The organism is Nostoc sp. (assembly GCF_036917235.1).
Lineage (GTDB): Bacteria > Cyanobacteriota > Cyanobacteriia > Cyanobacteriales > Nostocaceae > Nostoc.
Window position 1 is genome coordinate 20100 of record NZ_JBALDU010000068.1, and the last position, 22894, is coordinate 42993.

23 protein-coding genes and 2 pseudogenes are annotated in these 22894 nt (G+C 39.5%); 3 read left to right on the plus strand and 22 right to left on the minus strand.

The genetic code is table 11. From position 1 onward, the window contains the following. Positions 1-11 precede the first annotated feature (11 nt). The 5 genes from V7K44_RS20025 to tnpA all read right to left on the minus strand — a co-directional run bounded on the left by V7K44_RS20025 (position 12) and on the right by tnpA (position 4540). Positions 12-488 carry a hypothetical protein gene (locus V7K44_RS20025; protein WP_334933645.1) on the minus strand — a complete coding sequence of 159 codons (477 nt, stop codon included), beginning with the start codon at positions 486-488 and terminating at the stop codon, positions 12-14. Between the two features lie 638 nt (positions 489-1126). Then, complete coding sequence (locus V7K44_RS20030) at positions 1127-2680, minus strand: YcjF family protein (protein ID WP_334933646.1); 1554 nt, start codon at positions 2678-2680, stop codon at positions 1127-1129. A 229-nt stretch (positions 2681-2909) separates the two neighbouring features. Further along, positions 2910-3851: an RNA-guided endonuclease TnpB family protein gene (locus V7K44_RS20035; RefSeq protein ID WP_334933730.1), complete on the minus strand. Its 942-nt coding sequence runs from the start codon at positions 3849-3851 to the stop codon at positions 2910-2912. Further along, a complete protein-coding gene (locus V7K44_RS20040) occupies positions 3838-4152 on the minus strand; it encodes a helix-turn-helix domain-containing protein (protein WP_334933647.1) in 315 nt (104 codons plus the stop codon). Before V7K44_RS20040 ends, V7K44_RS20035 begins: the two co-directional genes overlap by 14 nt. Then, positions 4136-4540, minus strand: coding sequence for an IS200/IS605 family transposase (gene tnpA / locus V7K44_RS20045; protein WP_334933648.1), 405 nt, complete (start codon positions 4538-4540; stop codon positions 4136-4138). The genes V7K44_RS20040 and tnpA overlap by 17 nt, the downstream gene beginning before the upstream one ends. 122 nt (positions 4541-4662) lie before the next feature. Here tnpA and V7K44_RS20050 point away from each other — a divergent pair, with 122 nt between their 5' ends. Next, positions 4663-6099, plus strand: a complete 1437-nt coding sequence (locus tag V7K44_RS20050) for a carotenoid oxygenase family protein (protein ID WP_334933649.1) — start codon at positions 4663-4665, stop codon at positions 6097-6099. A gap of 282 nt (positions 6100-6381) precedes the next feature. Here V7K44_RS20050 and V7K44_RS20055 read toward each other — a convergent pair whose 3' ends face one another. The 4 genes from V7K44_RS20055 to V7K44_RS20070 all read right to left on the minus strand — a co-directional run bounded on the left by V7K44_RS20055 (position 6382) and on the right by V7K44_RS20070 (position 9035). Beyond that, positions 6382-6639 carry an LLM class flavin-dependent oxidoreductase gene (locus V7K44_RS20055; protein WP_334933650.1) on the minus strand — a complete coding sequence of 86 codons (258 nt, stop codon included), beginning with the start codon at positions 6637-6639 and terminating at the stop codon, positions 6382-6384. Next, positions 6527-7009: an LLM class flavin-dependent oxidoreductase gene (locus V7K44_RS20060; RefSeq protein ID WP_334933651.1), complete on the minus strand. Its 483-nt coding sequence runs from the start codon at positions 7007-7009 to the stop codon at positions 6527-6529. The genes V7K44_RS20055 and V7K44_RS20060 overlap by 113 nt, the downstream gene beginning before the upstream one ends. A gap of 103 nt (positions 7010-7112) precedes the next feature. Beyond that, the gene (locus V7K44_RS20065) at positions 7113-8159 is read right to left on the minus strand and encodes a sulfonate ABC transporter substrate-binding protein (protein ID WP_334933652.1); all 1047 of its coding nucleotides are present in this window, start codon (positions 8157-8159) and stop codon (positions 7113-7115) included. Positions 8160-8279: 120 nt separating this feature from the next. Next, on the minus strand, positions 8280-9035 hold the full coding sequence (locus V7K44_RS20070; protein WP_334933653.1) for a dienelactone hydrolase family protein: 756 nt from the start codon (positions 9033-9035) through the stop codon (positions 8280-8282). 149 nt (positions 9036-9184) lie between these two features. Between V7K44_RS20070 and V7K44_RS20075 the strand changes: the two genes are divergently transcribed. Further along, a complete protein-coding gene (locus V7K44_RS20075; protein ID WP_334933654.1) occupies positions 9185-9598 on the plus strand; it encodes a GNAT family acetyltransferase in 414 nt (137 codons plus the stop codon). 103 nt (positions 9599-9701) lie between these two features. Further along, positions 9702-10112, plus strand: a complete 411-nt coding sequence (locus V7K44_RS20080; protein WP_334933655.1) for a VOC family protein — start codon at positions 9702-9704, stop codon at positions 10110-10112. A 496-nt stretch (positions 10113-10608) separates the two neighbouring features. Here V7K44_RS20080 and V7K44_RS33260 read toward each other — a convergent pair. The 13 genes and pseudogenes from V7K44_RS33260 to V7K44_RS20140 all read right to left on the minus strand — a co-directional run. After that, a pseudogene (locus tag V7K44_RS33260) lies at positions 10609-10800 on the minus strand (IS701 family transposase); the annotation flags it as partial. A gap of 72 nt (positions 10801-10872) precedes the next feature. Next, positions 10873-11022 (minus strand): annotated as a pseudogene (locus tag V7K44_RS20085) (IS66 family transposase); the annotation flags it as partial. A 161-nt stretch (positions 11023-11183) separates the two neighbouring features. Beyond that, positions 11184-12527, minus strand: coding sequence for a protoporphyrinogen/coproporphyrinogen oxidase (locus V7K44_RS20090; protein ID WP_334933656.1), 1344 nt, complete (start codon positions 12525-12527; stop codon positions 11184-11186). Positions 12528-12687: 160 nt separating this feature from the next. Then, the gene (locus tag V7K44_RS20095) at positions 12688-12978 is read right to left on the minus strand and encodes a DUF1330 domain-containing protein (protein ID WP_334933657.1); all 291 of its coding nucleotides are present in this window, start codon (positions 12976-12978) and stop codon (positions 12688-12690) included. A gap of 78 nt (positions 12979-13056) precedes the next feature. After that, positions 13057-14022, minus strand: a complete 966-nt coding sequence (gene fabD, locus V7K44_RS20100) for an ACP S-malonyltransferase (RefSeq protein WP_334933658.1) — start codon at positions 14020-14022, stop codon at positions 13057-13059. An 82-nt stretch (positions 14023-14104) separates the two neighbouring features. Further along, complete coding sequence (locus V7K44_RS20105; protein ID WP_334933659.1) at positions 14105-14374, minus strand: acyl carrier protein; 270 nt, start codon at positions 14372-14374, stop codon at positions 14105-14107. An 82-nt stretch (positions 14375-14456) separates the two neighbouring features. After that, a complete protein-coding gene (locus tag V7K44_RS20110) occupies positions 14457-15230 on the minus strand; it encodes an alpha/beta hydrolase (protein WP_334933660.1) in 774 nt (257 codons plus the stop codon). Between the two features lie 28 nt (positions 15231-15258). After that, positions 15259-15684 (minus strand): holo-ACP synthase, encoded by a 426-nt coding sequence (locus tag V7K44_RS20115; protein WP_334933661.1) that lies wholly within the window; start codon positions 15682-15684, stop codon positions 15259-15261. 33 nt (positions 15685-15717) lie between these two features. Beyond that, positions 15718-16716, minus strand: a complete 999-nt coding sequence (locus V7K44_RS20120) for a beta-ketoacyl-ACP synthase III (RefSeq protein ID WP_334933662.1) — start codon at positions 16714-16716, stop codon at positions 15718-15720. Beyond that, positions 16713-17090, minus strand: a complete 378-nt coding sequence (locus V7K44_RS20125; RefSeq protein ID WP_334933663.1) for a hypothetical protein — start codon at positions 17088-17090, stop codon at positions 16713-16715. The genes V7K44_RS20120 and V7K44_RS20125 overlap by 4 nt, the downstream gene beginning before the upstream one ends. A gap of 561 nt (positions 17091-17651) precedes the next feature. Continuing rightward, positions 17652-18806 (minus strand): calcium-binding protein, encoded by a 1155-nt coding sequence (locus V7K44_RS20130; protein WP_334933664.1) that lies wholly within the window; start codon positions 18804-18806, stop codon positions 17652-17654. Positions 18807-19672: 866 nt separating this feature from the next. Further along, positions 19673-20629 carry a class I SAM-dependent methyltransferase gene (locus V7K44_RS20135; RefSeq protein ID WP_334933665.1) on the minus strand — a complete coding sequence of 319 codons (957 nt, stop codon included), beginning with the start codon at positions 20627-20629 and terminating at the stop codon, positions 19673-19675. A gap of 261 nt (positions 20630-20890) precedes the next feature. Then, positions 20891-22363 (minus strand): aldehyde dehydrogenase family protein, encoded by a 1473-nt coding sequence (locus V7K44_RS20140; RefSeq protein ID WP_334933666.1) that lies wholly within the window; start codon positions 22361-22363, stop codon positions 20891-20893. Positions 22364-22894 lie beyond the last annotated feature (531 nt).

Here is a 22894-nt window from a genome sequence, read left to right on the forward strand (position 1 = left end):
TTGCTTCATCCTTAGTCTGATACTCGACTCCATGTGGGAGCGATTAACTGCCCAGCCAATCCTCCTTTTTGACCAATCGCAAAAACCTGGGTTGCTAGGAGTATTCTTCCTTTTTTCTGAGTTTCGGAGATTATAAAATTATATGTCACCGTGTCAGTAGAGAAAGGGATCGTAGCAACACCAGTACCATTTGTGGCCACCGAATAAGTTCCATTCGCCACCAGGGGAAGATCGTTAATGCTTCTAGAACAATTAGGAATCGGATTGCCACACGGTAAGTTCGCTATGAGGTCTACAGTTAGTCCACCTTTTCCATCGAAGGTTATCGGCCCTAAGCTGGCAACATTAGCACTGTTGTTGACATAGGCATAATTTCCCTCAAGACTGGCCTTTGTGAAAGTCTGAGCGCTATAGGCCATAGCAGACTGAGCAGTGTAGATACCAAATATGACCAGAATTACCGCCAGTACCTTGAAAATATTCCTCATTTGAGTAGATTTATTTTGCATTTTCCTTACCTCGCTCTAACAACTAAAAATTGAGATTCTCCCGCTTTGGGGCATGACACAAAAGCTTAAAGACAAGCTCAAGCAAGCACAACCGCTACGTGAAGCGGTTAGCTCTCTTGGCTGCTGTCAGCTATCAGTTGCAACAAAGTGCTGTTCTGGCAGGGATAAATACAGGATTTCCCACCAGTCAGATTTTGTAGTAGGCAAACTATTTATGAGACTGTTTTTATCAGTCTAATACCGCTAATTCGGATGATTAGACAGAAAAAACATCCTTAAATAGGCAATTACACTGTGATTAGTGAAAATACTACCACTATTAGGTGAATTAGACTGCAAAATTCCGTATTTCTTCCAATTGGTATGACTGGATATTACACATCAAGTAATCAGGTGTAGAGGTATGTTGAACTGTCCGCTGAAACAGTTAAGAAAAAGTTCGTTTTTTTTGACTGTTAAAGCACAGGAGCGTAATTTCACGTGAGTTCGACGGTTAGTAAACAGCAAAAAGCTTGCTATATATGAAACATAAGAAGTTGGGCAGGTGTTGCGTGCGATGGCTAAATAATTTAGGACTGCTTAACAGTAAGCACATTTATTTTTGAATTTTCAATTATTTAACTATTGACTTCATCATCATGTTCAACCACCTCAGATTTATCTTGTAATGGCTTCACTACCCGTGCGATCGCCTCCTGAATAAAAGCTTTAATAAATTCATCTCTGCGATTAATTTGAAACTGTCGCTGTACAACTTCCGTCATTCCTCCATCACCCCAATCTTGGTCATGGCGAAAATATTCAATAAAACTTTTTCCCGCTATTCGCGTTAAATAAGCTGCTGTCACACCTTGAATTGCTCTACCAATAATAAAGGTGGCAACATTGAGTTGCAACGCTGTAGATAATAATTGAATTGCTCCTTTGACAATGCCTAAACTAGCGATGGTTTTCGCTAAAGAAAGGGCTAACTCTCGTCCCCGTTCCATATTCAATTCACAGCCATACACTCTGCCAATTTCCACAACCATTTGAGCATTAACAGCGGCTGTCGCCAATAAATCTACAACTGGTATCGGCGTCACTGATACCACACCAGCGCCAATCCATTGAAACCGTTCTACGATTTTGTCAGCTTGACGGCGACGCTGGCCATCAATGAGTTTTCGCGCTTCATCTCCCAATCGCAGAGATTGCAAAAGAATATTATCCGCCACCAAATCTTCGCCTTCGGCACGTAAAACAGCAGCCGTGCGCCGCAACAAGGGAACAATATCCGGTTCTGGCTGGAAGGTTTCGCCAGTTTCAAGTTGTGCAGGTTGCGGATTAGCAGCGATCGCTACCACATCATTAGTAGCAATAAATCCCCGTACCCGTTGACGCAATCTCGCAAGGATGGATTCTTTATCTTCGTCTGTATATAAATCAGTTTTGTTGAGAACTAGGAGCGATCGCTTGCCAATTTCTGCCAACCCCCGCAACGGCTCATATTCTGAACGCCGTAAATCATTATCTACTACAAACAAGAGTAAATCTGCTTCTGTCGCCAGTTCTCGCGCCATTTGTTCGCGTTCCGTTCCCGCCACCCCTGCTTCTAAAATCCCCGGCGTATCTGTAATTAAAATCTTGCGTTCTAATCCCTTCAATCGCAAACAATAGGTTTCTCCAACCTGAGTTGTACCCATTGGTGCATCCACCTGACCAACCATGCGTCCCATAATCGCATTTACTAGGGAAGTTTTACCTGCACTCCCCGTACCAAATACCACTACTTGAATTTCACCCCGTGCGAGGTTGGCTTCAATCTCTCGCGATCGACTTAATAAAGCTTGACGTGTGACTTCATCTTGAATTTGTGCTACCTGTTGCCGTACAGCCTGGAGAGTTGTAGAAGCTGCATCAGATTTAGCAGCCGGAATTTGTGCCGCAGTCGCTCGCTTCGGATTGCGACGCGATCGCTTTTCCCCGGATCTAATCACCAATACATAATAAACAAAAGCTGCAACCAAGGCTCCAATCAGGATAATCAGCAGCAACAACAGCAAATTGCCTAGCAACGGCGAATAGGATAATTGCCAATAGAGGCGTGATAGGGAATCAATTAGCCATAGGGCTAGCCCCAAAATGACGATCAGACCGACAATCAGCGTTACTATGCGTGACAGAGGCATGGCTGGGAAAGATTAGTGAGTATTCAGTAGGCAGATGCTTCTAATATTAATAGTTTCGGTATTTTTTACCAGAGTAGTGAGAAGGAGGCAGAGGGGAGGGGAGCAGGGGAGCAAGGGTGCAGGAGTGCGAAAAAAGAGGCTTTCCCGATAAATCAACAACGCTTACTCCATTTTTTGCATCTTTAAAAAATTGCAACAATGTAAAAATGCAATTGTCTACATTTGAACCTCACACCACTATAAGTGGCGTGATTCCTGCTTCAACGATCTCTGCCTGAATTACTTCAGGTCTTACAAGTTCTCCACAGGCGTTTAGAGCCTCCGGGATACCCACGGCGGCTATTAACCTCAAGCCCTCACCGAGTATGTTTAAAGCGGCGTTTGCGTCTCTTAAATTCTCCTTACTGCAAGTAGGGCAAGACCATTCACGCAACTTTAAATCCTTGACTAGTGGATTGATAAAACTACAGCAGTTGCAAGTCTGAGATGAGGGGTAAAACGTACCAACTTTCTGCACAATTCTGTCATGCCACATAGCTTTGTATTCGAGCATGGTAACGAATTTTGACCAGCTAGCATCGGAAATACTCGAAGCTAATTTGTGATTCTTCACCATGTTAGCGACTTGTAAATCTTGTCTCCGACACGCTCCGCGAACGATACAGATGATGCTGTTTTCTTTGATTAAGCGGGTTGACAGCTTATGTAAAAAGTCATCTCTCAAATTCGTAATGCGTTCATAAGTACGAGCCAGCTTGATTTTCGCTTTGACTCTATTATTACTACTTTTTGCACTACGGGATAGTTCTTTATGCGCTTTACGTACTTTCCTTTTTTGAATTTGGTAATATTTGGGATTATCTACAATTTCACCATTGCTTGTAACAAGATAAGATTTAATTCCCAGGTCTAAACCAATATTTTGAGCGACTTGAGAGTGTTTCTCTATCTCTGTTTCACATAGAATGCTAGCAATATATTTACCTGACGAGGTGCGAGTTATCGTAACGTTTATAATCGTTCCAGTAATATTTTGAGAGTTGTGGAACCTTACCCATCCCATCTTGGGAAGTTTTAAACGATTTTGTATTACCTGAATGTTGCCGTTAGTCAGGTTGGTTTTGTAAGACTGCTTGGAGACATTCTTCTTTTTGAATTTAGGAAAGCCTATATTTTTTTGCCTTTAACTTTCTTGAGTCAGCAAAAAAGTTTTTGTATGCTGTCTCTAAATTCCTAAGTGAGTTTTGTAAGGCGAACTTATCTACATCTTGGAGCCATTCGACTTCTTTTTTGAATAGAGTTAATCGCTGACTACAAGCGTTATAGCTTAACGTTTTTTGTTCGGTCTGGTACAATTCTTGTTTTAATGCTAGAAAGTGGTTATATACAAACCTTGCACAACCAATACTCTTATTAATTAAGACTTGTTGGTTATGGTTAGGAATGAGTGTAACTTTAAACGCTTTCTGCATTTTGGCTTTCTATGTATTTCTTAACTTGTGCTTCTGTATTTTCGCTAACTGTTGAAACAAAATAACTAGGGTTCCAAAGATGACCTCCCCATAACTTTTCCTTGAGTTGAGGAAACTTTAAAAACAGTTTCCTGGCCGATATTCCCTTTAGCATTTTGACTATATTCGGAATAGTATGCTGAGGCGTTGCAGATACTAAAACGTGAACATGATCTTCTACAACTTCAAGACTCTCGACTTTAAACTTGTAGAGAATTGCCGTCTCAACCAAAGTCTGTTTCAGAAACTCGGCTATTTCATCTTTCAGTACCTTGTGCCTATATTTAACACACCATACGATATGATACTCAATTGCATAAACGTAGCCTCTACCGTATTTTACTTCCATACTTTATCTTACCATGTGCATGACCATAGTAAGATAAAGTATGGAAATATGGAGCGCCTAACTCGTGACTAAGAGTCATGAGTGTGCGGCTTGCAGAAATCAATATTTTCAGAAATTTTAGTATGCATACTATCAATAAAAAGTCAATAAATAATTCCTGGGCTGGTGCGATCGCAGAACCGGCAAAAGAATTTCCCCTTACTCAGCTATCAATTATTTCTGGCAAAGTTCCAGATGGCTTGCGTGGCACTCTTTACCGCAATGGCCCTGCACGCCTAGAACGCGGTGGTAATCGCGTAGGACACTGGTTTGATGGAGATGGGGCAATTCTCGGCGTTCATTTCACAGATGCAGGAGTTACCGGAGTCTATCGCTATGTGCAAACAGCAGAATATCAAGCTGAAACTCAAGCAGATAGATTTCTTTATGGTGTCTATGGGATGCATCCACCAGGCCCCATCTGGAAGCGCTGGGGTCAACAGATCAAGAATGCAGCAAATACCTCAGTGTTGGCTTTACCCGATAAATTGTTGGCTTTATGGGAAGCAAGCAATCCTTATGCCCTTGATTTGCAAACTTTAGAAACGAAGGGATTAGATGATTTAGGTGCTTTGGATAACGGATTACCTTATTCTGCTCATTACAAGCGCGATTCCCAAACAGGCGAAATTTTTAACTTTGGAATCAGTATCGGCAGTTCCGTACAACTGAATCTCTACAAAAGCGATGCTACTGGCAAAATTATCCAAAAAACTGCTTTTAAGCTGGATCGCTACTCGATAATGCATGATTTTGTTTTAACTCAAAGGTATCTGGTGTTTTTTATGCCACCGATGCGGATGAAAATGCTGTCACTTTTGCTAGGTGTGACTACCTTTAGTGAATCTCTATTGTGGGAACCTCAATTAGGAACCCAGGTGTTAATCTTTGACCGGGAAAATTTATCTTTAGTTAGTCGTGGCGAAACTGATCCTTGGTTCAATTGGCATTTTGGCAATGGTTGTGAAGATGAAGACGGTTCCGTGGTTCTAGATATGGTGCGATATGCAGATTTTCACCAAACTAATGAATATCTCAGAGAATTTGCAAGTGCTAAGACGCACACAGTTACTAGAGGAACATTGTGGCAAGTTCGCCTCAATCCCCAAACCGGCAAAGTAACAGCAATACAGGAAGTTGTCAATCGCAAGTGTGAATTTCCTGTAGTGCAGCGATCGCAAGTTGGACAACCTTGGCGCTATACTTATGTATCATTAATGCCTCAAAGAGGGGATACAGACAAAGAATTATTCAGTGCGATCGCCCGCTTCGACTACAAAACCGAAACCCTCACCGAAGCAGACTTAGGAGAAAACCGTTATCCTTCAGAACCCATCTACGCGCAAGATGCCCAAAACCCTGAGCAAGGCTGGGTGCTAACTGTTGTATACGATGGTAATTCTCATAGTAGTAAAGTTTGGATATTTGATAGCGATCGCCTGGATGCAGAACCAGTTTGCAAACTGGGATTACCTAGCGTCATTCCCCACAGTTTCCACGGCACTTGGAACCCAGCTTAACAATTCAAAATAATAACAATTAGCGATCGCCTTGAATGCATAACTTCATTTTTTGGCTCTAAACTATCAGTAACGATATCAAACCCTAATTGTTACGTTTAAAGAGAATCTGCAAGGATTGGTCTCAAAGCCTTATAAATATTGGCTTGCAAGTTTTAGGACGGGTCTATTATGCAGTTGAGCCATACGGCGTTGTCCTTCTGATTCAGACTGAGCAAACCGCTGATGTGCAGCTGCTATGGTTTCATCATCAACATACTGAATCAGTTCATTCGCTGCATCTCAAGCTTTTTGCGTAGTTTCCCTGACTATGACGTGCATCCGAATTCCAAAGCGGACTGTTCTACCTTGTTCTGCTGCTAATTGGCGTACCTTTGCAATCTTTTGAGCAACTTGATCTGGTGGTTCACCCCAAGTTAAATACACATCAATATGTTTCGCTGCAACTTGAAGCGCAGCATCCGAAGAACCACCAAAATATAAGGTAGGGTAAGGCTTTTGTACGGGAGGAAATTGGAGTTTTGCGCCTTGAACTTGCAAGTGGCGACCACTCACTATAGGTTACTTCTTCACCTTGCATGAGCGATCGCCAAATTGTCAAAAACTCATCTGTGAGTTCATAACGCTGATCGTGATCTAAGAAAATTCCATCTTTAGCAAGTTCTTTGGTGTCGCCACCAGTGACAACATTTAGAATAATTCGACCGTTAGAAATCTGGTCAAAAGTAGCAGCCATCCTCACTGCTAATGAAGGCGACATAATTGCCGGACGAAAAGCGACAAGAAACCGCAAGCGTTCTGTAACTGAAATTAAGGAAGTCGCTACAATCCAAGTATCTTGTTTTTGTCCAGTACCAATCAACATCCCACCATAGCCCAATTTATCAACAGCTTGAGCGATTTGCTGCATATAGGATAAGTGGCTGCTCGTCTGCCAATTGTAGTACCTAAATAACGCTCATCTCCCTGTGTAGGTAAATACCAAAAAACTTCCATGTTCCTATCTCCTGTCCCTATTTCTGACTGATGGTTTCTGGTGTGATGGCTGTATATTCTTCATTAGTCAGCATCGCTTCCTTGATACTAATAGGTTTAGGAATCACTTTTTCTTTGGCAAACAAATCTGCAATCTTCTGTTGATTTTCCATGATTTCTGGGGTAATTGGTCTTAACCCATAAGTTCGCCTTTCAATCATTGTTGTTAAAATATCTTCATCAATTTTGAGATGAGGAATAGTCAGTTTTACAACTTCTGCTCGGTTTTTCTCACCCCATTTACCTGTGTTATCGATTTCCTCAAGAACTAATCGCACTAATTTCGGATTTTCTGTGGCAAATTTTCGCGCAGCCATATAATATCCGCCCTGAGTAGAAATGCCACTAGCATCTCGCAAAACACGAGCATTGGCCTTTTTTTGGGCCACGGCTAAATAAGGGTCCCAAGTTACCCAAGCATCTATTTTGCCTTGAATAAAAGCATCACGAGCTTCTGAAGGAGGGAGGCTAAGAGCTTGAATATCACTATATTTCAAACCAGCCTCTTCCAAAGCTTTTATTAATAAATAATGGGAAGCAGAACCCTTTTGAAAAACTACTTTTTTACCTTTGAGATCGGCTAAAGTCCGAATCGGTGAATTATTTTGGACGATAATTCCGCTTCCTTTACCAGTACTGGGTTTATTACTAGCAACATAAACTAAAGATGTACCAGCAGCTTGGGCAAATATCGGGGGAGTCTCGCCGACAGAACCAATATCAACCCTACCCACATTCATCGCTTCCATCAGTTGTGGCCCGGCGGCAAATTGCGCCCATTCTACAGAAACACCTAAAGGCTTTAGACGTTTTTCGATCAATCCTTTAAGTCTGACAATATCCCCAGAACTTTGATACCCCATTCGGACAACTTTGGTTTTCAAATCGATGGTTTGATTTTCTGAGTTTGGGGTTTGGACTGAGCAACTAATTAAGGTTGTTGAGATTGTTAATAATCCAGGTAAAAGGAATAGTGAAAAACGTTGGAAAATCTTAACTTGTGGCTGTTTTAAGGCGAGAATCATGGACGTGATACTTTGTTTTTTAATTTGCTTTTGACTTATTTGGCTAATATTTGCCTATCTTCAGTCGTAGAGGCGCACAGATGTACGCCTCTAGTGTTGTATTGCTCCTAACCTAAAGATTTAGACTTTTTGAAGTTGAAGGTTCTTTCGGAATAGTTCTTGAACATTTTTCCAAGCATCGGCAGCAGCTTCGGCATTGTAGCTGGCGCGATGGTTGCAGAAAAAGCCATGTCCTGCACCGGGATAACGGAAAATAGCATGAGTAATCTGATTTTTCTTCAATTCAGCCTCAATCTGTTCTGTATGTTCTAAGGGGATTCCCTGATCGTCAAGTCCAAAGAAGGCGTAAATAGGGCCTTTAATCTCTGGAGTGCGGGTGATGGTTGGTTCTCCACCGCCGGGAGTTGAGTTGGGAATACCGCCGCCATAGAAAGAAGCTGTAACTTTGATATCTGGTAAAGTGGCAGCTAGATAAACGACATGACCACCAAAGCAGAAACCAATAGAGCCGATCGCATCTCCTTGTACATTTGGTAGAGTTCTTAAATAAGCGATCGCAGCCTTAATATCACTCAATATTTCCTCTGCTGTTGTCTGCTCTTTATACCCTCTTCCTTGCTGAACATCTTCAGGAGTGTATCCACCCTCAAAACCGGGGGCGGTGCGTTGAAATAAAGTTGGTGCGATCGCCACATACCCCTCTTTGGCAAATTTCTCAGCAACTTCCCGAATGTGAATATTAACCCCAAAAATTTCCTGAATCACAATAACGGCTGGGAAGGTTCCCTTTTTTATTGGTTCAGCTAAGTAAGCATCAATTTGCAAATCTCCGTTAGGGACTTTAACTTGAGCAGTACGAATTTCTGTGTTTGTCATCTTAGGATTAGCCTGTAATTGCTTTCAGGACGCGATGTTTTATGGTAATTTTTGTATAATACTACTTAAAACATATCAGTTAACCGTAGTTTAAGAGTAGTATTTCACAAACAATGTGCAAAGGCAAGTCCTTTGATTTAGAGATGTAGATGAACATAAGACCATACCAAGAATCTGATGCTGAATTAGTCAGTGCTTTGTGGGATGAGGTGTTTCCTAATAATCCGTCGCACAGCAGCCCAAAATTGGTAATCAGTCAGAAACTTGCTGTACAGCCTGAGTTGTTTTTCGTTACTGAGATTAACTCTGTAATTGTAGGCACTATCATGGCAGGATATGACGGGCATCGCGGTTGGCTATACACAGTTGCGGTCAGTCCTCAGTATCAACGGCAGGGTATTGGTAGCAAGCTAGTGCAGCACGCAGAGAAGGTAATGATAGCGATGGGATGCCTCAAAATCAATCTTCAAGTTCGTGTCTCCAACGCAGAAGTAGTTGAGTTTTATAGAAAACTTGGCTATCTCATTGAAGAACGCATCAGTATGGAAAAGCTTGTCGCATAAATGTGTGGTGAGTTTGAACAGAAAAACTTTAGAAATACGCCAGTATTACAGCAAAAGGTGATTGTAGCGCTACCAAATTTAACCCAAATTAGGAGAAAAATTTATGAAGCTTAATGCAATTCATCATATTCAAGTAACCTATCCTTTTGAAGTGGAGGAAGCAATGCTATCTTTCTACAGCGAAGTTTTGGGACTGACTGAAATTGCCAGACCTGATGTCATCAAAAATGATCCAGGAGCGTGGTACAAGCTGGGAGACATTGAACTGCACGTTAGTAGAGAGAAAAACGCCAATAACCAAGCATCTAGACGACATTTTTGTTTCCAAATCGATAACTTGAACGCCTTTGAAGAACACCTAAAAGAGCATGGGATAGAAATTATTCCCGATCGACGACCACTTCCAGGATGCGTGCGGTTTTTCCTCCGAGATCCCGGCGGGAATCGTATAGAGATTGCAGAGTTCGTTAAAAGTACTTTTGCACAGCAACAAACAATCGATTTTGTAGCCTGAAACCCTTACTGTGGAAACAATCGACACCAGTCAACCCCTTTGGGGAATTCAAAATTCAAAATGACGCTCTCTACGAGACGCTAAAAGCGAACGAAGACTCACTCTAAGCGAAGCCATGCCGTTGGCGTTCGCGTTAGCGTCTCTGAAAGAGAACAGGACTTACGCAACTGGCACACTGCGATGGGAGCAACGCGAAAAAGTGAGATCGGGGTTTAATTCTCAGTTATATGGTTAGATTCTCAATAAAAACAGATGTTTCGCTGCGATCGCACTATTAAACAGGTGATTTGTACCCCTAATTTTTAGCACCTCACAAAATCGCGTTGCTCCCCACTGCAATCGCCATTTAGTAGTACATTAGTATTATTTAGCCTCTTTCTAAAAGCTTTGTATTCGGAATAGAAACGGCATTGGTGAAGCACTATTGGAATATTTCAGGACTTACACAACTGTCACAAGCAATGGTGCGGCGTAGCCGTGCCGAGCGCCAAACAACCTAAAAGGCAAACATGGGAACATTGGGACGCTTTAGTTGTTGAATTAAATAATTTGACAGCAATCCATGCTTAATTTTATAAATTGTTTGACCACTTTTATAAGCTAAATCTTTAAGTCGAAGCCAAACTAAAATAGCGCAAGCAATATGATTTCTTTGAATACGAGCCTTACGGCATTGACATGATTCAATGCGTAAGGATTCAGGTCTAATATTGAGGAAGTAAAGAAGGGCGAGACAGGGAGTTACTAGAATTAGCAATTATAAACGTTCTACTTCTTGCTGTAGTTCTAAGATTGTTTTCTGTAACTCACATATTGCCTTGCTCTGCTCAATAATTATCTCTACCAGTTCTTCTTTTGATAACTGGTTCAAGCTTTCTCGGTCTAAATCTTGAGGCAGGTTTTGGTTCATATTTGTGATACTCCCCCTCAAGTGTCCCCTTTGTCAATACTCTGCCACCTGAATCCTTACCACGAGTTAATTCTTCAATGGCAAGTGGGATAGCTACAGAGCGGAGATGTCTAATAACCATAATCCTGGCTTAAAACAGCGATGATTGCAGATTAGGGGAGCTAAGTGCTAATCGCAGCTAATTCAGATTTTTGTGAAATTTGCAATTCCTCAAATTGAACTACTTCGTCAGCACAAGTTTTACCAGCTTCAAAGCAGGCTTCAAGAGATGCTCCTTTGATGTAATCACCTGTTAGATAAAGCCCTGGAAGTTGGGAAAGCTGAGTTTTTAGATTGGTGGTGAATTGAGGATAATTGCTAGTATAGGCACACAATCCAACTGGATGATATTTAGCAACGTATCGCATACGATCAGATCCGCTAATGGGAATATATTTATTTAGAGCTTCTTCTGCTAAACGAATGAGTTCTTCAGAAGTAGCTCCATCCTTCATGTAGCGGCGACCTGTACGACCACTAAAGGTATAGCGAATAACGTTGCGTTCGTTAATACCGTAAGCTCCGGCATTGCTGATAGGATATGTGTCATTAAATACTAAAGCCCGTACTTTTTTTGAAAAAACTTCGCGAGCGTACTCTGCTACCACTACAGTTACAGGATAGTAGTTAACCAAGTCTAAAGTTTCAGCTAGCTCTGAACTTTGAGGTGCAACTATTTTAGAAGATACTGATGCAGGAGTTGCCAATATAACACCCGCATATTCTAATTCTTGCACACCAGATAAATCCCGTAATCGTAGACCGACAACACGTCCATTGCGAACCATCAACGACTCTACACGACTATTCAATCGTACAGGCCCAGTTTTAGCAAACTGTTCCAATACAGGTTGCATTCCTTGAGTCAACTGGTCGTAAGTATCAAGAACCATGCGGAGATTACTCCCCAGATTTCCAACATAAGCTTCTTCTGGTTCTGCTCCATTCATCCGAACGGTCATAGGTCGGATAACAACCTGACAAAAATTGGGGCTGAAATATTCACTCAGAGGTTTATCTCCTAGACGTTGACAGAAGTCAGTGAAGTAAGGGCCACCCAAAAGACCATTTTGAAGGTTTCGCATGACGGCTCCACAAACATTCCAGAACCGCCAGATATCTTTAGGAGTCCCTTGGCTCAAAAATTCTAGGGTTGCTTTGACACGGCGACTGTTATCTAAAGTTAGTAATTTATTGTTACGAACTTGAGAAGAGTTAAGCCCAAAAAACTCATAGGGATTGTTCCCCATTGCAGTTGTAAACTCTCGGAAAAGATTGTATGTTCTACCAATATTTTTTCCTCCTAACTGTACTGGTCTATCTCCTAATAGAAATGGGCGAATGCGTCCACCAATGGCATCATCTTGCTCAATTAATTCAACATTGAAGCCACGTTGTCGTAGATAGTAAGCCGTAGCAATACCACTAGCACCACTACCAATAACTGCGTATGTGTTTAAATTCATCATTCACCTCTAATTATATTTACGAAATAGTGTCATTCAGTTCTCTGAGCCATCTAGCAGCAACTTGCAACTTTAACTTGATAATCTTGACAACTTCCAATTAGAAAATAACGAGATTATTAAGTATGCTACAAAGTCTAAACGCTATATTTGAAGAATATTAATCTTCTAAGACAGTAATGGTTACTTTGCGATAAGCTTGATCTCGAAATGGTAAAACTTCCAAGTAACGTGGATCTGTTAACCATCCTCGTACATGCTCAACTGAGGGGAACTTTAATATTCGGATAGATTCTTCCTCAAAAGAACCGAGCAATCGCTCCTTGGTGTGCATACGTAAAACTACTTCTGCTCCATATTCATCACGAATTGCTACAGCCCGTTTTTTGTAATTCTCAGCAGCTTCCGATGCATGAGGATTAGGTGTTAATGTTACCAGCACATGAACCATTAATCTTTTACCTTGATTAGCTATTGATAATTTTTAGCTAGGAATGTCTTAAAAATCGCTCATATCTACAATCGACAATTAGACTAGTTGCGATTCTAAAACTTCTTGTAACTCAATCAATGTCTTCTGCAAAGATTTAACATCTTCAACACTAAAAACTAGAGCAGACGGAACAATCTTTTTAATTAACTTAGACAAGATTTTCCCTGGTCCGACCTCAACAAAAATTTCAATTCCTTGTTGTTGGATATAACGTATCGAAGCCTCCCAATGAACAGCAGAAGTTATTTGCTGCTCTGATAACTGCCTCCATTCATAACCCTTGAGCATTGGTCCTGCTGTAACATTTGAGATTACAGGTATAGTTGCATTATTGAATTGAAACTTACGAACTATATGAGCAAACTGTTGTGCAGCTTCTTGCATTAAAGGAGAATGAAAAGCCCCTGAGACAGCTAAAGGGATAGCTTTCAGATTATTTTCAAAGGCATAAAAAAGAGCTTCTTCTATAGAAGCATTATCACCGGATATAACAATTTGTTCTGGTGAGTTCAAGTTAGCAGGAACTAACACACCATTTGGTTGCACATTTTCTCTACATAGTTCTTCTGCTTGTTTTAATGTAACTCCTTTTAGAGCCAACATACCACCCTCCTGCGTTTTTGACATTAAGGCTCCTCTAACTTCAATCAAGCGTATAGCATCTGCAAAAGAGAGTACGCCAGCAGCAACTAATGCAGCATATTCTCCAGCACTATGTCCACAGATAAATTTTGGTTTTATAGGAAAATGTTCTTGAAAAACACTGTACAGGGCTATGTTCGTTGTTAATAAACAAGGTTGTGCAATGGAGGTTTCCATCAAATTTTCTTCCAAACCGAAAAATGAGAGATTCCGAATATTTAAATTTGTAATTTGTTCGGCAGTCTCAAAAATTTTTTCTGCTGAGATAAACTTCTTAGAAATTTCTAATCCCATTCCTACATATTGAGAACCTTGTCCGGGAAAAACTAACGCGTAATTGTTTGAAGTTAATCGTTTCATAGTTTAAAGAAACCTCCATTGATATCAAGATATTTAAATCTAAACTTTTTGACGTAACTTTTAAAGATATAAAAATCTTTTTCTAGCTATTATTTAATGCTGATTCCAATAATTGATAGGCATTTTGTACTGTTTTAATTCTTCCAGCTTGAGTTGTAGATATCTTCACACCAAATTTTTGCCGTATTAGCATCACAATTTTGACAATATCCACGGAAGATATTCCTACATCATCTACCCAAGAAGCATCAGGAAGAAGCTTATTTTGGTCTATGTTAAGTCTTTGGGCAACAGCATTACAAAATTCATAGAATGAAACTGGCTTAGAGTCTTTTTCATTGATTGCAACCATGTTCTTCTCCTTCTCTATTTTGAGAGTTTCTTAAATATAGTAGTACTTTTCAATCAGTATTTGAGTAACCAATAGAGCTAATTTAGTTAATAAACCATTCAATTGTTAGCTCAAAAAGTTCTTGTTGATGGAATGGAAAAGAATGATGCGCTCCTTCTATTACCTGTAATTTTGGTGGTTTATTAGAAGTCATTTGTGCTTGCTCTACTAATTGCTTTACCTCTTGTAATGGAACTGTTGCATCTTCAGTTCCATGAATAATTAACAAGGGCTGATTAGCTTGCTCAACCTCTTTTAACATATCAAGCTCAAAAGATTGCTTAAGAATTTCAGGGCCACAGGTCATAAGTTCTCCGTGGTAGAGAAATTCTGATTCATCACCCTCTTCTAAAAGAGAAAATGAATCTTCTCCAATCAATCGCATAACAGTGCCTGACAAATCAGTAAATGGTGCCCATGCAACGGTCTTATATATCTCTGAATTTCTCGCACTTTCTCGGATAACAGTTACTGCACCTAAGCAATGTCCTACTAATCCAATTGCGTTTGGGTCAACACCATCTATCTTCTTAACTAAATCAATTGCAGCTTCTAAATCTTCTAATTCTCTATCTAAAGTTAGGTCTACTAAATCACCATCACTATCACCTGAACCTGTAAAATCAAATCTAAATACTGATAAATTATGTTTCACAGCATAGCGAGCAAATTCTACAAAGCGCCGACTTCCACCAATCTTAGTACCTGCAAATCCATGACATACAATTAAACACGGTCTGGGTTGATTGACTTGCCCATAATGCATAACACCCACAAGGTTTTGCCCACGCTTATTTTGAAAAACAAATGCTTCCATGTTTGACATCTTTTTTCTGCTATAAATTTCAATGCTTCAGACATATTGCAATTGCGATCGCCGTTGCATAATCTTTTTCATGGCTAATACTTACATCCAAATGATGAGCTGCAATATTTTGCCAAAAAGGAAGAGCAGTTTCATATAAAAAAACAATTGGTTTTCCAGAACTATTGTGTAATATTTCTATGTCAACCAATTCAATTTGACTAATGCCACTTTCCAAAACCTTTATAATTGCTTCTTTACAAGCGAATTTTCCTGCTAATCGTTGAAGTCGATGATTCTCATTTGGAAGAGTTAAAACATCTTTCCATTCTTGTTCTGTTAACCAAACTCCTATTGGTGCATCCGCTAAGTCTTTTATATCTTTGATAGAGATAAAATCTATTCCAGTTTTGACTTGAATTGGTGACTGGGCAGAAGACGCACAAATTTTGTCTTTTAGAAACATTTGATTTTTGTTTTGTGATGTGTAAACTACCCTCTAGCAAACAAACGATTTGTCCCAGCGAATTAGACTTGCTCCACAAGTCAGCCCTGCGCCAAACCCAACCATCATCACATAGTCGCCTGTGACAATTCTCCCTTCTTGAACAGCATCAAATAAAGCAAGTGGAATTGAAGCAGCAGAGGTATTTCCATATTTATGAAGGTTGCACATGAAACGTTCAAATGAAATTCCCAAATATACAGCAACTTCTTCAATAATGTGAATGTTAGCCTGATGAGGAATAATCAGCTGAATATCTTCAACAGAAATATTTGCTTTATTGCAGGTATCGGTGATGGTATCGCATACCATTGGTACTACAACCTGAAATAATTCTTCCCCATTCATTTTCAGAAAATGCTGCCTATTTTTGACAGTTTGAATTGAAGTTGGAAGTGTAGTACCCCCAGCAGGCATATACAACAGATGTTTACCTGAACCATCAGCACGCAGCACAGAAGCTAAAAAACCATTTTCTTCTTGCCCTGACTCAAGCAAAACTGCTCCTGCACCATCTCCAAACAGCACACATGTAGAACGGTCTTGCCAATCTATACATCTGGAGAGAACTTCTGCCCCTATAACCAAGGCATTACGAACTGTACCAGTTTTGATAAACTGTGCTGCTGTTTCTAGACCATAGACAAATCCTGAACAGGCCGCAGATATATCAAAGGCAAAGGCATTCAAAGCTCCTATATTATTCTGCACCTGACAAGCAACTGATGGAAATGGTGTATCAGGCATCATAGTTGCGACTAGAATCATTTCTACTTCTAATGATTCGATACCGCGTTTATCCAACACCTGTTTTGCAGCAGCTGTTGCTAAAGTAGATGTGCTTTCTTCAGGAGAAGCAATTCGCCGTTGAACTATCCCAGTTCTAGTACGAATCCACTCATCAGACGTATCCACTATTTTAGCTATCTCATGGTTTGTCATGATCTGAGTAGGTAGGTAAACTCCTAAAGCAGATAACTTTACAGGTATCAAATTGACCTCCCACTTGACAATCGAATATTAGGTTTACCATCCACTAGAGTTAGTAGAAGACAGCTCTTACCACTAGTTTCAGAGTCCCAACAGTAAATTGGAATGCCAGAGTGCTGTGAAAAGTCTGCTGTTACTTTTTGTAATTCGTCAAAGTTAACACTTTTAACTTTAACTAGCTTGGTTCTTAAAACAGCTTCTGCAAGGATGAATACGGAGCCAATCTCACTTAAATCTCTATTTTTAAGTGAAATATTATTGCCAGATTTTAATTCATCCACTTCTCTATCAGAAATTTCTAAGCCAAGAATGTTAACTGCTTTTTTAATATCGCAAGTCTCTAAATTTAGCTTGGATTTCGGCATAGAGCTATTCATTCTGTGATTTCCTACAAAGGTGGTAGAGTTAATTTAAGAATTTATACAAGTTAAAAAATTAATTTTGACTTGTACAAATCCTGCTATTTACTACTATCAAATTATCAGAGCTTATTTCGAAAATTATGCAATTTAATAAATAAGTTTCTAAGAGTTGCTGATCTGAAAGTTTGACAAAATATGTGAAACATTTGAAATAGGGGAATGTGACAGTTTTAATGTAAAAAAAGGGCGTTGCCGAATCAAAAGATAAATTAGGCGTAGCCCATTGTATACATCACTTCCAATCAGATAGGTCGGTACGTCTTGAAATGTTGTGTATTGAAAATGAAAAAACCTAGAATCAAGTTTTGTTACCACTCCCATTGCGAGTGTTGCGGCGTTGATGTAGCGTCAGACCTTACGCTTAAGACTTGTTTTTAGCGCTAGTCTCCACGCGATCGCTACAAAAACGCCGTTACGTTAAACCAAAATACAACGGTGGATATTGCTGAGACACCCTTTTGTGGTTTTATTAAAGTCTCAGCTTTTTTGCACCTTTTTCAATCTGTCAAACTCAGGTTAAACAAAAGAGAACTGGCTGGTATTATTGAGATTGAAATTTGTAGCGACTTGTCCTTCAATTAAACCTATAAGTTCAGGAAGAATGTTTGAAGTGCCAGCAAAGTATATAGATGTCCCACTTGGAAGGCTGCCAAAAGATTGAACCAATAAATAATCTGATGCCGAACCTTTGAGTTCGATAGTATCCAAACCAGACTGAAAGTCTTTGATAAGCGCGAAATCTTGATCTCCAATGGATGATGGATTGCCGTCATTGTAGTAAACAGCATTCTTATCACCTAGAACGAAAGTATCTCTTGCTTGACCGCCTGTAAGAACGTCAATTTCACCCTTTCCAAGGCCAAAACTAGCAACAACGGGATTGACACCAATTAGTCTGTCTGCTCCCGCACCACCATTCAAGGTATCGCTTCCACTATCACCTTCGAGGGTATCATTGCTATCAGCACCAGCCAAAATGTCATTATCACTACCACCAGCCAACAAATCGTTGCCTTTACCACCATCGAGATTATCATTCCCGACATCACCATTTAAAAAGTCTACGCCATCATTTCCCAACAGTACGTCGTTACCTACATCGCCAAAAATGCGATCGTCTCCTTTAGCACCGACTATAAAATCGTTACCGATTCCACCATTAAGCCTATCGTTACCACCTCCACCAGTAACAGTGTCATCCCCAGCACCAGTATAAAGAAGGTCGTTACCGTCACCTGCATCAATCACGTCAGTGCCATCACCGCCATAGATAATGTCATTGCCAGCCTCACCAAAAACTATGTTCAACTTACCTTCAAGATAAATAGTATCGTTGCCAGAACCACCATTGATAGTATCGTTGCCAAGTCCAGATTTGATGACATCGTCACCGTTTCCACCTGCAAGAAGGTCGTTTCCTGCACCACCATCTATAAAATCATTACCATCTTGCCCATTAACCAAATCATTGCCATCACCCGCATCAATAGAGTCGTCCCCTTCTTCTGAAGGAATAATATCGTTCCCACTACCTGCAATAATTAAGTCGTTCCCAGATCCAGTCAGGATCAGGTCATCACCTCCAAGGGCAACAACAGTGATATCATTCTGTGAGTCTATCAGTTGGATAGAATCATTTCCTTGAGTTCCGGTAACAAATTGGCTTGCCATTTTTGCTTTTACCTCTTATAAATTGCTATTGAGAGTTATGAGAATTTACGAATTTAAGCCACTAGGGTGGGAATATTTAAATTCGTCAATATTGATAACAACAGACAATAATTGCCCTATTAAAATTCCACTTGATGCAGATAAATCTAGTAGCCTTAGAGCTACACCTATAGACATTGCATTGCTTAAAAATAAATCAAGAAACTTGCTAGATTTACAGCACTGATTAACGGAGAATTACTATTATGGAATTGAGCTATTCCTTTGAAAAAACAAAAACTAAATTAAGAGCAGTAATAAGCAATGCTAACCGTGTAATTTTGAATTAACTATATTTTAGAATTGTTTACTATGGCGAAATGCTGATTACAAAATTACAATAGCATAACTTAACATGGCTATTCAAGTAAGATTTGGCTATTCATAATCGCGCATAAATAACTTACTTGTTTTAGAGGCTAATTACGTCTTTAAAAAGATGTTAAATTAGGGATTTATAGAATATTAATAGATTATAATTAGGTTTAAAGTTGTAAAAATAATATTAATTATTAAAATAAAAATTATGTCAGCCCTCGTTAGATAGAGTTAGTCGCGTTCATTCCTTCCCCAATTAGAGCAGCTGTCTAAAGAATGGACGCTCTATGACTGCGGACTGGGTACTAGTAAAGAAAGTATGAGTAAACTTTGGTTAAAGTCTGAATCCCTATTAAAATGTTCAAGAATATGCAGTGAAACCATTCTCTAATCCCCACTTCAACTTACGAATTTTCATTTGGCATGGAATAGAAACACCTCACAAACTCTATAAAAGAATTTGTAAGGTGTTTCTAAAGCCAAAATCCATCAGTGAGTTTATAAGTGTACTACTTTGGTTTATGTGCTGCCACTGTTGGAAATATACGTGCATTATCATAAACAAAGTTTATGTCATCAAATCCAGCTGTTTCTAGTTGTACTTTTGTAGTGGAACAACTTCTAAAACATCTCCACTTGGAATTTAAAATATCAGCAAAAATGATATTTTCTTGTAGTAGATTATTTTGATCTATGCGGTTTATATCTCTCTCTGATTTAGAGTCTATATCTAAGGGTGGTGTTAAAAAGCTAGTTACTAATAACCCACCTGGAGCCAACGCTTTGAAAAACTGATGATACAATTGTGTAACTTTATTATCATCAGCTTCATAAATATTTAAACCGTTACTAGTTAATAAGTTAAATTTGTTTTCAAAGGGTAGATTCCATGCATCTTCTTGAAAGAACTCAACTTTAGCAGATAAAGTGTATTGTTTTGCTAATTCTTTAGCACCATTAAGCATATTTGGATCAATATCGATTCCAATCAAACGGAAATTATTTATTCCCGTAAAATCCAAACTTAATAAATCTCTCATAAAACCACAAGGCAAAGAAGCTAAAACTGTTCCCTCTCGAACATATTTTTGAATAATTTTAGTGAAATGCACAGACCTTTCCTGTGTGGCAAGAAAGCTTGGACATTTATCAAAAAGTGTCTTTTCAATTTCTGTAAAATGACGACCTTGTGGATCAATACCACTAATTCTCCCTGTATACGGATGACAAATCATGTAATCTGCCCAATCCCCGTCTAATCCTTGATTTTTTAATAAAAATTGACCATAAGGACAATCAGCTAATTCGTCCACAATTATTAATTGTTTTTCAACGCTAACATGGGGTTTATCTCCTGCTCGACGAATTCTTTCTTTAATAGTTTCTACAGTTTGTTCGAGTGTTTCATCTTTATAACCATGTGAAAGAATACGTTGATCATTGAGATATTTAGATTGGCTAGTCATTTTTACGTACCTACTCTAAAGAAGTGTAATGTGTATATACTTGTTGTTTGCGGCTTATGCTCTGAGAGCTTTTTTACTGCGTGCCGCAATGTTGCGAATTTGTTGAAAGGATTGAGGTTGACGTAGGCAGGGGATAAATTGTGTAATTAAGTCTGCTCAAATTATTTATCTCTGGGAATTTTACGGTTTATCACTCACCAATTTAACTTGAGCTTTTATTAGTCCAAGACATCAGCAATTTAGCTTTGATAGTCTCTTTATTTAGAGTTTAATTGTGACAGTCTTGATTTCAGTATATTCCTGAAGTCCGTACTCACCCAGTTCTCTGCCAATCCCAGATTGCTTAAACCCACCAAAAGGGGCAGCTGCGTCGAATATTTCATAGCAATTAACCCAAATAGTTCCAGCCCGTACATTATTTATAATTGCATGAGCTTTAGAGATATCCTTAGTCCATACTCCTGCAGCTAGCCCATAAATTGTTGCATTTGCTCGCTGTATTACTTCGTCTATGTCTTTAAATTTGATAATGCTCATAACTGGCCCAAAAATTTCCTCTTGGGCAATCTTCATATAGTCTTGAACATCAGCAAAAACCGTAGGCTCTATGAAAAATCCATTATTACCTACTTGACTACCACCACATAACAGCCGAGCACCTTCGGATATACCCGACTCAATGTAGCTTACTACTTTATTAAGTTGCATTTGATCTATCACTGGACCTTGTTCTACTTTTGCATCAAATGGGTTCCCAACAATACGTTGCTTAGCTCGTTCAACACTCTTAGCAACAAACTCGTCGTAGCATTTCTCTTCAACAAATAGCCTAGATCCCGCAGCACAACACTGCCCTTGGTTGAAAAACAGAGCGGAATGTGCCCCTTCAATTGCTTGATCCATATCGGCATCAGCAAAGACAATATTAGGACTTTTACCACCCATCTCTAGTGTTACACGCTTAAGGTTGCTCTTAGCGGCAGCTTCCATAACTAAGCGTCCTACTTCAGTCGAGCCAGTAAAAGCAACCTTATCGATATCTGCATGCCTTGCGATCGCAGCACCAGCAGTTGGCCCATAGCCTGGCAGAATATTAACGACACCTGGGGGAAAACCCGCTTCAACGATTAGCTCACCCACTCGAAGCGCTGTTAAAGGTGTCTGTTCAGCAGGCTTGAGAACAACTGTATTGCCTGCTGCTAAAGCTGGTGCAAGCTTCCATGCTTGCATTACTAATGGAAAGTTCCAAGGAATAATCTGACCAATAACTCCGATTGGTTCATGTCTGGTATAGCTGAAAAACGGACTATTGGTTGAGAGAGTTTTACCCTGAATCTTATCAGCCCAGCCTGCGTAGTAGCGATAGCAGGCAATAGTCAGCGGTAAGTCAATATTAAGTGAATCTGTCAACGGTTTACCGTTGTCGAGAGTTTCAAGCCTTGCTAGCTCATCTGCATGTTCTTCTATCAAATTAGCTAATCTATATAACAATTTGCCACGATTACTACTAGACATAGTGGCCCATTCCCTGGATTCAAAAGCAGTACGAGCAACTTTAACTGCTCGATCAACATCGCGAACATCAGCCTCGGCAATCTCGCAAATGATTTCGCCAGTAGCTGGATTAATTGTCTTGAATGTTTTGCCAGAAATACTATCGATCCACTCGTTGTTAATGAGCAGTTTAGTAGTTCTGATTTTGAGGTACTGCTCCGGTTTTGATTCTGTTAACATGAAAAATTTCCTCGTATTCAAAAGAGTTTTAGACCCGTAAAAAATTAATTTAGGTAAATTCAGGACATAAATACTATCCTTTTAACTCAAATTACTTCTCTATCAAGCTAGTACAAAGATAGGATTAAGATGTTTCACACATAGTCAAGAAAAGTAATTTTAAATTGGCTAGATGATTTAGCCAAAATTCTATTTGCTATAACCTACAAAGTTAAGCTACTTTTAAAACTTTTGTTGAGAACATGATTGTTTCCTTTTTCTAGGAATGCTCATCTAATTATGGCTTGAGCAGTTGTTATATTACCTGAATCATTAAGTTTGGTATTGCTTATTCTCGTGTAATTACTGATTACGAAATTACAATAACATAATTAAAATGGCTATTCAAGTAAGATTTGACCATTGTAATCGCGCATAAATAACTTACTTGTTTTTGAAGCTAGTTGCTTTTCGAGAAAGATGTCATAGTAGGGATTTATAGAAATATTAGTAGAAGACAATTTCAGTAGATCGAAAAGTTTTCCATAAGCC

Excerpts from the sequence above, each read along its gene's own strand:
- V7K44_RS20025 (WP_334933645.1), bottom strand. The coding sequence starts at position 488 with ATGAGGAATATTTTCAAGGTACTGGCGGTAATTCTGGTCATATTTGGT.
- V7K44_RS20030 (WP_334933646.1), bottom strand. The coding sequence starts at position 2,680 with ATGCCTCTGTCACGCATAGTAACGCTGATTGTCGGTCTGATCGTCATT.
- V7K44_RS20040 (WP_334933647.1), bottom strand. The coding sequence starts at position 4,152 with ATGCAGAAAGCGTTTAAAGTTACACTCATTCCTAACCATAACCAACAA.
- tnpA (WP_334933648.1), bottom strand. The coding sequence starts at position 4,540 with ATGGAAGTAAAATACGGTAGAGGCTACGTTTATGCAATTGAGTATCAT.
- V7K44_RS20050 (WP_334933649.1), top strand. The coding sequence starts at position 4,663 with ATGCATACTATCAATAAAAAGTCAATAAATAATTCCTGGGCTGGTGCG.
- V7K44_RS20060 (WP_334933651.1), bottom strand. The coding sequence starts at position 7,009 with ATGCAGCAAATCGCTCAAGCTGTTGATAAATTGGGCTATGGTGGGATG.
- V7K44_RS20065 (WP_334933652.1), bottom strand. The coding sequence starts at position 8,159 with ATGATTCTCGCCTTAAAACAGCCACAAGTTAAGATTTTCCAACGTTTT.
- V7K44_RS20070 (WP_334933653.1), bottom strand. The coding sequence starts at position 9,035 with ATGACAAACACAGAAATTCGTACTGCTCAAGTTAAAGTCCCTAACGGA.
- V7K44_RS20075 (WP_334933654.1), top strand. The coding sequence starts at position 9,185 with ATGAACATAAGACCATACCAAGAATCTGATGCTGAATTAGTCAGTGCT.
- V7K44_RS20080 (WP_334933655.1), top strand. The coding sequence starts at position 9,702 with ATGAAGCTTAATGCAATTCATCATATTCAAGTAACCTATCCTTTTGAA.
- V7K44_RS20090 (WP_334933656.1), bottom strand. The coding sequence starts at position 12,527 with ATGAATTTAAACACATACGCAGTTATTGGTAGTGGTGCTAGTGGTATT.
- V7K44_RS20095 (WP_334933657.1), bottom strand. The coding sequence starts at position 12,978 with ATGGTTCATGTGCTGGTAACATTAACACCTAATCCTCATGCATCGGAA.
- fabD (WP_334933658.1), bottom strand. The coding sequence starts at position 14,022 with ATGAAACGATTAACTTCAAACAATTACGCGTTAGTTTTTCCCGGACAA.
- V7K44_RS20105 (WP_334933659.1), bottom strand. The coding sequence starts at position 14,374 with ATGGTTGCAATCAATGAAAAAGACTCTAAGCCAGTTTCATTCTATGAA.
- V7K44_RS20110 (WP_334933660.1), bottom strand. The coding sequence starts at position 15,230 with ATGGAAGCATTTGTTTTTCAAAATAAGCGTGGGCAAAACCTTGTGGGT.
- V7K44_RS20115 (WP_334933661.1), bottom strand. The coding sequence starts at position 15,684 with ATGTTTCTAAAAGACAAAATTTGTGCGTCTTCTGCCCAGTCACCAATT.
- V7K44_RS20125 (WP_334933663.1), bottom strand. The coding sequence starts at position 17,090 with ATGAATAGCTCTATGCCGAAATCCAAGCTAAATTTAGAGACTTGCGAT.
- V7K44_RS20130 (WP_334933664.1), bottom strand. The coding sequence starts at position 18,806 with ATGGCAAGCCAATTTGTTACCGGAACTCAAGGAAATGATTCTATCCAA.
- V7K44_RS20135 (WP_334933665.1), bottom strand. The coding sequence starts at position 20,629 with ATGACTAGCCAATCTAAATATCTCAATGATCAACGTATTCTTTCACAT.
- V7K44_RS20140 (WP_334933666.1), bottom strand. The coding sequence starts at position 22,363 with ATGTTAACAGAATCAAAACCGGAGCAGTACCTCAAAATCAGAACTACT.